General features: G+C 71.6%; 10 protein-coding genes. 1 reads left to right on the forward strand and 9 read right to left on the reverse strand.

Going from position 1 to position 11,578, the window contains the following annotated elements:
• Positions 1-2 precede the first annotated feature (2 nt).
• The 4 genes from CRP29_RS06185 to CRP29_RS06200 all read right to left on the reverse strand — a co-directional run bounded on the left by CRP29_RS06185 (position 3) and on the right by CRP29_RS06200 (position 5,377).
• A complete protein-coding gene (locus CRP29_RS06185; RefSeq protein ID WP_176522862.1) occupies positions 3-1,127 on the reverse strand; it encodes a branched-chain amino acid ABC transporter permease in 1,125 nt (374 codons plus the stop codon).
• 37 nt (positions 1,128-1,164) lie between these two features.
• Positions 1,165-2,040, reverse strand: coding sequence for a branched-chain amino acid ABC transporter permease (locus tag CRP29_RS06190; RefSeq protein ID WP_176522863.1), 876 nt, complete (start codon positions 2,038-2,040; stop codon positions 1,165-1,167).
• A gap of 60 nt (positions 2,041-2,100) precedes the next feature.
• Complete coding sequence (locus CRP29_RS06195) at positions 2,101-3,336, reverse strand: ABC transporter substrate-binding protein (protein WP_176522864.1); 1,236 nt, start codon at positions 3,334-3,336, stop codon at positions 2,101-2,103.
• Between the two features lie 130 nt (positions 3,337-3,466).
• The gene (locus CRP29_RS06200; protein WP_176522865.1) at positions 3,467-5,377 is read right to left on the reverse strand and encodes an AMP-dependent synthetase/ligase; all 1,911 of its coding nucleotides are present in this window, start codon (positions 5,375-5,377) and stop codon (positions 3,467-3,469) included.
• Between the two features lie 77 nt (positions 5,378-5,454).
• Between CRP29_RS06200 and CRP29_RS06205 the strand changes: the two genes are divergently transcribed.
• Positions 5,455-6,504, forward strand: coding sequence for an NAD(P)/FAD-dependent oxidoreductase (locus CRP29_RS06205; protein WP_245852535.1), 1,050 nt, complete (start codon positions 5,455-5,457; stop codon positions 6,502-6,504).
• Positions 6,505-6,852: 348 nt separating this feature from the next.
• Here the strand turns inward: CRP29_RS06205 and CRP29_RS06210 are convergent, their stop codons facing one another.
• The 5 genes from CRP29_RS06210 to CRP29_RS06230 are packed head-to-tail and all read right to left on the reverse strand — an operon-like array spanning position 6,853 to position 11,541.
• Positions 6,853-8,175 (reverse strand): hypothetical protein, encoded by a 1,323-nt coding sequence (locus tag CRP29_RS06210; protein WP_097194231.1) that lies wholly within the window; start codon positions 8,173-8,175, stop codon positions 6,853-6,855.
• A 3-nt stretch (positions 8,176-8,178) separates the two neighbouring features.
• Positions 8,179-8,475 carry a hypothetical protein gene (locus CRP29_RS06215; protein WP_097194232.1) on the reverse strand — a complete coding sequence of 99 codons (297 nt, stop codon included), beginning with the start codon at positions 8,473-8,475 and terminating at the stop codon, positions 8,179-8,181.
• On the reverse strand, positions 8,472-9,065 hold the full coding sequence (locus tag CRP29_RS06220; protein ID WP_245852536.1) for a hypothetical protein: 594 nt from the start codon (positions 9,063-9,065) through the stop codon (positions 8,472-8,474). The genes CRP29_RS06215 and CRP29_RS06220 overlap by 4 nt, the downstream gene beginning before the upstream one ends.
• Complete coding sequence (locus CRP29_RS06225; protein ID WP_097194233.1) at positions 9,062-9,634, reverse strand: hypothetical protein; 573 nt, start codon at positions 9,632-9,634, stop codon at positions 9,062-9,064. The genes CRP29_RS06220 and CRP29_RS06225 overlap by 4 nt, the downstream gene beginning before the upstream one ends.
• Entirely contained in the window at positions 9,634-11,541 is a 1,908-nt protein-coding gene (locus CRP29_RS06230; protein WP_097194234.1) for a type IV secretory system conjugative DNA transfer family protein, read from the reverse strand. Before CRP29_RS06230 ends, CRP29_RS06225 begins: the two co-directional genes overlap by 1 nt.
• Positions 11,542-11,578 lie beyond the last annotated feature (37 nt).

Raw genomic sequence — 11,578 nt, forward strand, 5'->3', positions numbered from 1 at the left:
CCCTACCGCTTCGCCTGCGTGGACATGGCGGTGTACTTGAACGGCCAGCGCGTGACGTAGGTCTTCAGCCGCTGCCAGACCCCCGCGAGCCCGTCGGGCTCGAAGAGCAGGAAGCCGATCATCGTGAGCGCGAAGACGGCTAGCTCGATGGCCCGGAGGTGCTGGGAGAGCACCCCTTCCAGGCCGAGGACCGCGATGAGCTGGCCGACCAGCAGCGGCGTGGCGATGACGAAGACCGCGCCGAGGACCGCGCCCAGGATCGAGCCGAGACCGCCGACGATGATCATGGCGAGGTACTCGACGCTGAGCAGCAGGTCGAAGTCCTCGATGCCAACGCCGCGGTAGTAGTACGCCGAGAGGGCCCCAGCCAGGCCACCCAGCGCACCGCTGAGCGCGAAGGCCGTGATCTTGACCCGGGCGACGTTGACGCCCAGCGCCTCGGCGGCCAGTTCCCGCTGGCGCACGGCCAGCAAGCTTCGGCCCAGCGCCGAGCGCTTGAGATTGGTGACCGCCAGGATGACGACGCCGGTCAGGACGACGAGGAAGTAGTACCAGTCCATGGTGCTGGTGAGCGTGAACAGCCCGAGGTCCGGGATCGGCAGGCTCAACGAGCCCGACGTACCGAAGCTGGTCTGCAGATAACCCTGGTACTTCAGGCCGATGGCGATGATGACGTACTGCACCGCCAGCGTGGTGATGCCGAGGTAGAAGCCGCGGATCCGCAGCGCTGGGAGCCCGGCGATCGCGCCGACGGTGGCCCCCGCCAGCATGGCGGCCGGCCCGGCGATCCACAGCGGCAGCCCCAGGTGCAGGTACAGCCCCGCGGCGAAGAACCCCCCGACCGCGAGGAACGCCGCGTGCCCGAGGGACAGCTGCCCGGCCATCCCGGTGACGATCTGCAGTCCCAGCGCGCCGATTGCGGCGATCACCGCCAGGTTGATGACACCGAGCCAGTACGCGTCGGCCAGGAAGGGATAGGCCGCTACGAGGAGCACGGTGACCGCGATGACGGCGAGCCGGGGACCGCTGTAGGGGAAGAGTGCCAGCTCGCGCCGGTAGTCGGTGCGCAGGTACGGCGAACGCCGCCAGCGGCGGCTCCGGCCACGGAGCACTGGTGGCGACTGCACCGGAACTCCTGTCGTCGGTGCGCCCCGCACCGTTGTGTCAGACACGATCGAGCTCCTCTCGGGTACCCGCAAGGCCCCATGGCTTGACCAGCAGGACGACGAGCAGGACGACGTAGGGAACCGCCTCGCCGAGTTGCTGGTCGATGAAGCGGACGGTCACGACCTCCGCGGCCGCGACCAGCAGGGCCGCCGGTACGAGGCCGGACAGGCTGTCCAGTCCCCCGACCAGCGCGACGGTGAAGCCCTTGAGGGTGGTGCCCACCAGCAGCAGGCTGACCGACCCCTGGGTGCTGGTCAGGAACACTGCGACCACGCCCAGCGCGGCCGCGATAGCCCAGGCCATTGCCCCGATCTTCTCGATGTTGATCCCCCGACGGGCGGCCAGAGCCGGGTTCTCCGCGACGGCGCGCATCTGCCGGCCGGAGCGGGAGTACCGGTAGAACAGCGCCAGGCCGGCCACCACGACGGCGGCCACGACAATGGGGGCGACGTCCAGCAGTCGCACGTTGGTGCCGAACAGCTCCCAGGCCACCTGCCTGCCTGGCATCGGGATGAAGCCCGACTCGCCGCGCCAGCCGGCCTCCGAGATGGCCTGGAGGAGGAACAGCGCGGCCAGGGTCATCAGCACCTGGGAGATGTGAGACTGCCCGGCCATGGGGCGGAGGAGGAGCGCGTAGAGGGCGAGCCCCGCCAGCGCACCCAGCGCCAAGAGGACCAGGGCGGTGAGCCAGAAGCGGGTCGGCGTGGCATCCCGCGGGATGAACGTCAGCGCCATGAGCCCGGCCAGGAGCACCACACCCGGCTGCGCCAGGTTCAGCACCCGCGAGGTGCGGTAGACGATGACGAAGCCGAGCGCCAGGACACCGTACACGCTGGCGAGCTTCAGGGCATCGAGGATGATCGAGAAGTCCACGAAAGTGTTCCTTTCCGTGACCCGGGTGGCCGAGCCACCCGGGTCACGAGACAGGTGCTGCTACGGGGCCAGCGGGGCGACGAGGTCGGTCGCCGGGTCGAATTCGGTCCATTCGTCCACGGCCCGGACCAGCGCCCCGTCGCCGTCGTCCCACCGGTACGCCGTCCAGTAGCGAGTCCCCATGTGGTCGGTCGGCGAGTAGGTCAGCGGACCGCCGGTCAGGCCCTGGGTGTCGAGGTCGGTCTCCTCCAGGGCGTCCCGGAGGCCGGCGCGGTCGCAGTCGGCACCGCACCGTTCGAGGGCGTCGGCGATGACCATGCCCATGAGCCAGCCGTTGACCGTGGCCGAGCTCGGATCGATCTCGGTGCCGTACTCTTCGGCAGCATCGAGAATGCGCTGGATCTCCTCCACGTCGGTCTCCGAGATCGACGTGATGTTCGAGAGGGCGTAGAGGTCCTCACCGCCGGCCTGGTCCGCGACCTGCTGGATGTCGGTCTCCGGCGTCGCGGTCATCGAAAAGACGATCGGACCCTCATACCCCAGGTTGCGGGCCGCGACGGCCACTCCGATCGCATGCGAGGCGATCGAGATGTCGAAGAACGCCGCCGGGTTTGCGTCGACGATCGGCCGGACGAAGGACGTGAAGTCGGTCGTCTGCAGGGGGGCGTTGACAATCGGGCCTTGTGAGAACTCCGGCGTCACCTTGACCTGCTCGTCCAGCCAGCGGTTGCAGACGGCCTGCGCAGCCGGGGCTTGGTGGATGTAGCAGGCGATCTCCCCGCCGTCGACGCCGATCTCCTCCATGAGCTTCGGCCAGATCTCCAGACGCGCGTCGGACATTGCCTCGAAGACGTTCCCGACCGTGAACAGCAGCGGATCGGGCTCGGGCGGGAACATGTCGGGCCGGGCGCTGTGCCCGGCGAGGAACGGCGTTTCGTTAGCCCGGGCAACGTCGAAGACGGGCGGCATCCGGCCCTCGATGGAGCCCCCTGCGAGCATGAGCACGTTCTCGCCCTGAATGAGGTCGGTGGCCGAGGTCACCGCGAGCTCCGCATCGATCTTCATGTCACGCATTACGAGCTCGACCGGCCGGCCGTCGATACCGCCGGCGGCGTTCAGCGTCTCGAAGAAGAGCTGGGCGCCCTCGAACTCTGGGTAGTACGTGCCACGCGTGACCGAGGTGGCGTCGGTCAGCCAGCCGATCTTGAGTGGCTCCCCCGACGCAGCCTCTCCGGTCGATCCGCCGGGCGCGGTGGCCGCATCGTCACCGCCGCCTCCACACGCGCTGAGCACCATAACTCCGGCCGCCGCAACCGCCGTGAGTCTCCCTGATCTGCGCAACATGATTCTCCTCCTGTGGGTGGAACCTGGGGAACAACCGCAGACCGGGGGCGGGCTACGGGCAACAGCCGGGCCAGGAACGGCCTCACTGGAGCTGCTGGGCTTCCTGACGCTCGTCGGCGTACATGTCTTCGATGAGATGCTGAAACATCCGCTCGAAGTGCCCCCTGCGGATCTTGCGGGTGGGAGTGGTGTCGCCCTCCTCCGGATCGAGTTCCTTGGGCAGGATGCGGAACTTCTTCACCTGCTCGACCCGTGCCAGCTGCTCGTTGAGTCGCTGCACCTCGGAGTCGATGAGGGACACGACCTGCGGCAGTTGGGTGAGGCTGGTGAAGCCGGTGAACTCCAGACTGCGGCTCTCGGCCCACTCCGTCACCGCGTCGAGGTCGATCTCGATCAGCGCGGTGGGGTATTTGTGCCCGTCGGCGAACAGGACGCATTCGCTGATGTAGGGACTGCCCTTGATGGCGTTCTCCACCAGGCTCGGCGTGATGTTCTTGCCGCCCGCGGTGATCATGATGTCCTTCTTGCGGTCCCGGAGAACGATGTCACCGCCGACCTCCACTGTTCCGATGTCGCCGCTGCAGAACCAGCCGTCGGCGGTGAACGCCTCGGCGGTACGCTCCGGCTCGCCGAGGTAGCCATGGAACACGCCGGCCCCGCGGTACTGGAGCTCGCCGTCGTCGGCGATCCGCACCTCGAGGTCGGGGACGCGCTGACCCACGGCGCCGGGGACCGGGTAGTGCCCGCGTTGGAAGGCGACGAAGCCGACTTCCGTCATGCCCAGCCCGTTGATGAGGTTCAGGCCCCAGTACTGCCACATCCGCTGGACCTCTTCGGGGGTGTGTGTCCCGGCGGTGAGCCCGATCTCGGTGTGACCGAGCCCGAACTTGCGCAGTAGAGGCACGAAGACACAGATGCGGGCCAGGCGGTAGGCTGCCCGCAGCCCCAAGGACGGGGTCTTACCGTCCCAGCGGGCGGCGCGCTCCCGTCGGGCGACGGCCATGGCCCGTCGGTACGCCCACCGCTTCACGGGGCTGGAACGGTCGATGTTGGTCACCGCCTGGCTGGCCATCTTCTGCCAGATCCGGGGCACGGCGTGGAAAAAGTACGGCTGGCTCTGCACCATCGTCGTCGCGAGGTCCTCGACGTCCTCACCGATGTGCACGACCATTGCCGTGAGTATCGGTGAGTACAAGCAGACGATCCGTTCGAACGCGTGTGCCAGTGACAGGTGGCAAATCACCGGGCGCGGGTCGGGGCCGGTGATCTCCGGGAAGACGCGGCACATCTGCAGGGCGCCACCGACCATGAAGTTTCGGTGGGTGATCATCGCCGCCTTGGACTGGCCCGTGGTCCCCGACGTGAAGACGAGCAGCGCGACGTCGTCGGCGGAAGCGCGGGCGGCGAGCTCGCCCACGTGGGCCCGCTCGGTCGTGGTGTACGGCTCCTCGGGGGTGAGCAGCTGGGCCGCGGGCAAGATGCGCGGATCGTTGTAGCCGAACAGCGCCCGGGTGTCGTCGACGACGACGTGCCGCACGGTGGGGCTCTGGTCGCCCAGCGCCTGGAGCTTGTCGACGTACTCCTGGTTCTCCGCGATCATCGCGACCGCGCCGGCGGTATTCAGCTGGTGGGCGATCTCCTCCGTGGAGCAGGTCGTGTAGATGCCGAAGGAGATTGCGCCGATGCTGATGATCGCCGCGTCGGCCACCATCCAGAGGTAGCTCGGGTCGCCCATGATCGCTACTGAGTCGCCCGGCCGGATACCGAGCCGGAGCAGCCCGCAGGCGAAAGTCTCGACATCATGGCTGTACTGCGCCCAGGTGTGCTCGGCGTAGATCCCGAACTGCTGCTCACGGACGACGACGTCGCCCGGCGTGAGGGCCGCGCGCTCACGGATGGCGCGGCCGATGGGCAGCTCGGCCAGGCGGGACTTCGTTGCGTTGTCGAGGCGCCCCTCGTAGGGGCGCACCGACGAAACAGTGGTCTGCGTCACGCCGCACAGACTGCCCGATTGATAGAACGATTGGCAAGCATCTTGCCCGCGCGGTCGATTTATTGTTCAATCGAACGGTGCAGCCGAACCTCCTCACCGTCGATATCGCCGTCGTCGGCGCCGGGCCCTCGGGCCTGTACGCGGCCTACTACGCAGGCTTCCGCGGACTCACGGTCGCCGTGCTGGACTCGCTGCCCGAGCCCGGCGGCCAGATCAGCGCCCTGTACCCGGAGAAACCCATCTACGACGTGGCCGGCCTCCCGGCAGTGCGGGGCCGTGATCTCGTCAGCGGCCTCGTCGAGCAGGCGGCCCCGTTCGACCCGACCTACGTGCTGGGCGACCAGGTCGTCGGACTCCAGCGGCAACCACACCAGGACCACGGTGACCGGGGGATAGTCCTCACGACGGCAGCGGAGAGAACGGTGTCCTGCGGTGCCGTCGTACTGACGGCCGGCATCGGCACGTTCCGTCCCAGACCGCTCCCCGCAGGCGAGGCCCACCTCGGCCGTGGGCTCATGTACTTTGTGCCAACGCTCGCCGAGCTCAGCGGTCGCGACGTCATGATCGTCGGCGGCGGGGACAGCGCCTTCGACTGGGCCCTGGCCCTTGAGCCGCTCGCGCGGTCCGTCACGCTGGTGCACCGCCGGGAGAGCTTCCGGGCGCACCAGCACACCGTCGACCAGGTGATGGCCAGCTCGGTGCGCGTGCTCACCCGCCGGCAGGTGCACGCAGTCCATGGGAACGAGTGGGTTAAGAGCGTCGACATCCGCCGCGACGAGGACGGAGCGATCGAGAGCCACGACGTCCAGACTGTCGTCGCCGCGCTGGGCTTCACAGCCGACCTCGGTCCGCTGGCCACCTGGGGGCTTACCCTCGACAACCGGAACATCGTCGTGGACACGGCCATGTCGACCGGCCTGCCGGGGATCTACGCCGCGGGAGACATCACGGCCTATCCGGGCAAAGTCCGGCTCATCTCGGTCGGCTTCGGCGAGGCCGCCACGGCCATCAACAACGCGGCCACGTATCTGGACCCCGCGGCGGATCTGTTCCCCGGGCACTCCACGGACGCGACCACCACATCGGACGCGACCAGGACATCGCAGCCGAGTCCCGCCCTTGCCTGACCGGGAGATAGCGGAACGCCTGGCGTACTTCCGTCCTTCGAGCCAAGCAGGACAAGTCCGGCAACGACGTTCGCGAACTGAAGGCTTTCGGCTACACGTTGGAGACTGCCCCCTCCGGTCGACCGCTTCAAGCGCCGCACCGCCGGCGTACACCCGAGGCATCGCAGAGAGTCCGCGTGCTTGGGGCGAGCTCCCACAGGGGCTAGCAAGTTTCGGTGGCGTGGGCACCCCCAGTCGGGGCGGCCATCCGCTACGCCAGGGGGTCAGTTTTCAGGCGGCGTCGACGTGGCGGCAGCCCATCCTCAGGTCAGCGACCTCCGCCCAGCAGCAGCTCGGAGAAGGGATCGGCTAACGGGACGATGGGACTTCCCGCGCGACCTGATGCGGGGACCGGATCGTGGTGATGTCGCGGTGGACGGCCTGGGCGTGGTGGAGCAGGCGCTCGGCCGCGCCGGGTGCTCGGGTCTCCTGGGCGTAGAGGTGGGCCTGGTGTCGGTGGGCGGACGGGCCGGCCGGGGTGGCGCAGTGTAGGGCGTCGGCCAGTCCGGTGGACAGCTCCGCCGCCCTGCCGACGACCTGCCGAAGGCGGTCGAGATCGTCGCCGCGGGCCTGCACGTGTCGTCCGGCGATCACCGCGGCTACCCGGTGCTCGGGCATGTTGTCCATGGGTGGCAGGTCGCGGGCGTTGGCGTACAGCTGTCCGGTGCGGGACCAGCGGTCGACTGCCGCGGTGAGCTGGTCGGCGAGGACCGGCAGCTGGGTGGTGACCTGCTGCATCCTACCGGCGGCGGCCGCCAGATGGTCGCGGTCGCGCAGCGCCGCGGTGTCGGTGTCGACCGGGACCTGGGCGCGCACGTGCGCCACGAGCGTCCGCGCCCACGGGACGACGCCGTGCGGGTCGGTGGGCCGAGTTGGGCGGCCGTCGTCGAAGACGGTGCTGGCGCGGCCGGCCAGCTGCCAGGCGAGTCCGGTGACCAGCAGCGGTCCGGCGTCGTTGCCGGTGGCAGCTGCGGTGATGGTGCCGGCGCTGCGGCTGGTGATCTCGGCGGCGGCGACGACGGCGCGGAAGTCGCGCAGGGTGAACTCGCCGTTGTCCTGTGCCCGGTCGATGGCCGCGCCCAGCGCCGCGGAAGCATCGAGAATGGTCAGCTGCGCGGCTGCCCGCGGGTCACCGGCGGCGGGTACCAGGCGGTCGAGGATCACCGCACCGCTCGCTGTCGGAGGGTCGGTCTGCGCGATCCGTTCCACGGCGACGGCCAGCTCACCGACCGTGGCCAGCTCCGGGGCCGCGGCTTGGGGGAGCAGGCGGCGGCCGAGCCGCGCGCAGTGGTCGGCCACCTCGGCCACTTCCACGGTGACCGCCCACCGGTGCGAGCGGCCCATGAGTGCGTGGTCGCGGCCGGTGAGGTCGGCGGCTGTGCCGGCGAGGTCGGTGAGCGGTCCGCCGGTGTGCGGCCACAGCCGCCCGGCGGTGGTGCAGGCTGCGGCGAGGTCGGCGGCGGTGCGCTGCCGGATGCTGTCGGTGGGGGTGAGCCCGTCGTGGGCCAGGCCGGTGAGCGCCCGCCCGAGGTGAGCCACGGCGCCGGTGACGTCCTCGATCGTCGCGGCGGGCTGCGGTGCGGTGGCCCGCGCGGTGAGGCCGTCGAGGAGCTGCTGCAGGGTGGTGGCCACTTCTCAGCCCAGTCGGCGTAGGGCGTGCCGGGCGGCGCGGGCGGCGTCAAGCACCGGGGGGTTGGCGAAGGCGGCCAGGTCGATGAGGCCGAGTGCTGCCATGGCGGCGCGGACGCTGGCCCGCGGGTCGCCGTCGATCAGCGGTGTCGATTCGGTGCGGGCACCGGCGAGTTCGAGCAGTTCGGCGGCGTAGAGGCAGTCCAGGGCGATGTCGGCGGGGACCTGTTCCCTGTCGGCGCCGACGGCGTCCAGGAGGGAGGCGGCGTAGCTGAGCGGGTCGCTGGCCGCGTCGGTGGTCATGACGGTCTCCTGTCCTCAAGGTTGGCTGTGTCGAGGCTCGGTCGGTGCGGCGGGCCGGGCGGGCCGCCGCGGGGCTTCTGTGGACGGCCGGGGCCGTTGTGGACGTCCGGGGCCGGCTCGGGGGTCGCCGTGGGATCACCGGTGGGGCCGAGTACGGGCGGGGCGTGAGGGCAGTCGTCGAGCAGTCGCCAGTGCAGCTCCCGGGCCGGGTGACGGGCGGGCAGCGGCGCGGCGGTGGCCAGCGCGGGGAGCCGGGCGGCGACGTCGTAGCCGGCGGCCGCGGCCCGGCTCAGCGCGGCGGCCAGCGGGAGCCAGTCCGGGCCGTCCGTCAGGCGAGCGTCGATCCGGGCGGCGAGTCCCATCCAGGCCGACTCGGCTGCCGTGTCCTCAGCGTCGTCGGGTTCGCTCTCCAGGCCGGCTGCGATCTGCAGGATCCGGGCGGCGATCGCCCGCCGGCGCTCGGCGGTGGGGGCGTCGCACCAGGCGGCGAGCAGCTGCGGGGTGCGCCGGGTCATCCAGGCGCGGCTGATCCGCACCCCGTCCAGCAGGGACATCCAGTCCCCGTGGTCGTGCGCGGCCGGGCCGTTCATGGCCTGCCCGCCCCGCTGCCGGTCAGCCCTGGGTCGGTCCCGGCGGGCAGGGGGCGGTCGAGGTCACGGTCGAACAGTGCCCGGCGTGCTGCGGTGGCCTTCGCGCTGGCGTAGTCGGCGGCCCGGGAGCGGGCGGGCCAATCGGTGTGCCGGCCGGGCGGGCAGCCCGTACCGAGTCGTTCGGTCATCCGGGCGTGAAAGGTCGGTAGCGCGTACCGGTGCCACTCCTCCAGCCCGTGCGGGGCCAGGGCGGCTGCGGCGGTGACGCGCAGACAGGCGAGCACGGCGAGCTCCTGAACGAGGTGCGGGTGGGCCGGCCAGCAGGACGGGATGGCGGAGCTGGTCTGCCAGGCGTAGGTGTCGTTGAGCCAGGCCGCGACCCCGTCCAGCCACGGCCACAGCTGCTGCCGTACGACTGCCGAGCAGGTGGCCGGGTCCCAGGGCCGGTCCAGCAGCGGCAGGCCGGCGGGCGGCAGGCGGGCGTCCTCGGCCGCCCGGAGCTGGTCCAGCGCGCGGCGCACCTCCTGGGGCGGCTTGGGAAACGGGACGGCGAGCTGGGAGCCGGTCATCAGATGTCGTGCCCGGTCGGGGCCAGGCCGGCGTTGGCGGCCGCCTCGTGGGCGAGGACGGCGCGCTCAGCGGGCGGAACGGCCTGCGTGCGGGCAGCGGCGACGCGGTCGCGGGCGGCGGACTGGGCCGCCAGCAGCCGGGCGCCGCGGCGGCCGGTGAGGCAGCGGGTGAGCCGGACGATCAGCGGCGGAGCGTTCTCGGCGACGACCAGCGCGCGGCCGGGCGGCAGCTGGCGGATCTCCTCCGGTCGCAGCACCGGCACGGTCTCCCCGGAAGTGGATCGGCCCCACCCGGTTCCGCGGTAGGTGTAGGAGGTGCGCCGCACCCGGGTGGTGCCGAGCAGCTCGGAGAGCTCCCGGTAGAAGCCGCCGTCCTTGCCGCCGCCGAAGGCGACGATCACGTTGGTGAGCCCGAACAGGGCGCGGGCCTCGTCCTCGCCGTAGACGAGCACCAGCTGCCGCCAGGTCTGGGCGGCGTAGAGGAAGCTGACCCCCAGCGCCCGGTCGTTGGCCATCCGGGTGCGCAGGGTCGGCAGCGGCGCGGTGGAGGGCAGCTCGTCCAGGCAGGCCAGCAGCGGCGGGCACAGCCGGCCGGTGGGCGCGGCGGCGGCCAGCTGCAGAGCGGTGTCCAGGACGTGCTCGGCCAGCGCGGTCATCAGCGGCGACGCCGAGGCGTAGGGGTCCTCCCGGCCGAGCAGGTAGATCGTGCCGCCGGCGGACAGCAGCGCCGGGATGTCGGTGGCCGACCGACCCGGTGCGGGCACGCAGCGGGCGCGGATGTCGGCCTGGAAGAACAACGCCAGGGCCTGCTGCACCGTGGTGGCGGTGTTGCCGGCGGTGCGCGGGTCACCCTGCAGGGCGCCGTGCAGCAGCCCGTCCCAGAACGGTGCGGCGTGCGGATGGGCGCGCAGGATGTCGGCCGGCTGGCCGGCGGCCTGGGGGTGGGCGGCCCACTCCAGGACGTGGGCGATCGTGCGCCCGGTGAGCGCGGCGGCGTGCAGATAGGCCTGCAGCACCTTGGCAGCCTCGAACGCGTAGAACCGCGCCGCGCTGTCGCTGGCACCGCCGGTAACCGCGCCGGTCACGGTGCCCGCGGTGAAGGCCTTGGCGCGGCGTTCGGCGACCATCGGGTCCACGCAGCCGGCGACCGGGTCCCACACCAGCTCCGGCAGGCCGGGCACCGCGCCGAAGGGGTCAAGCACGGCGACCGGGCGGTCGCCGTCGGCGCGGGCGTCAAGGGTGAGCAGCAGGTCCTCGGCCTTGGTCAGGGTGACCAGCGCCGGGCCCGGGGCGTCGAGCAGCGCGGGGGCGAGCAGGTCGAGGGTCTTGCCGGAGCCCTGGGGGCCGTAGACGCCGGTGGTCCGGTCGAAGGGCACCCACAGCTCGCCGGCAGCCGGGACGGCGGCGTGGCCCAGCCGCCACCCGACCTCGCGCTCGATCGGCGGGCGGACTCCACGTCGGGGACCGCCAGGCAGGTCCGGGCGGACGACAGCAGCAACCCGGCGCAGCCGGGCGCGGCCGAGGACCTCGGCGACCTGCCCGCGGGTGGCCATGCCCGCTCCCCCGCCAAGCCAGCGGTGTGCGGCCCACGCCGCTCCCCCACTGCCGGTGAGGAACAGCACGAAGACGGTGGCGACGGCGGCGTACACGGCGCCGGTTGCGGGCAGGGCGGCGGCCTGGGTGGGGTCGAGGCCGGCGGCCGGGTCGCCGGTGAGCAGCCCGCCCACAGATGTCACCAGGGCGGGCGATCCGGTCGGCCACACCCAGCCGCCGCCGGTCACCAGCGCCGCGGCGGCCCGGGCGGCGGGCAGCAGCAGCGCGCCCGCGGTCAGCCACACCACGACGGCGGCGGCCGGGATCTCCCAGCTGGCCGGGCCGACGTCGGGCCGCGGCCGACCGGCGCTCACCGCCGGCCTCCCGGACGTGCAGCGTTCATGGCTTCCC

Origin of the sequence: Blastococcus aggregatus, assembly GCF_900221005.1 — a bacterium.
GTDB classification, from domain to species: domain Bacteria; phylum Actinomycetota; class Actinomycetes; order Mycobacteriales; family Geodermatophilaceae; genus Blastococcus; species Blastococcus aggregatus.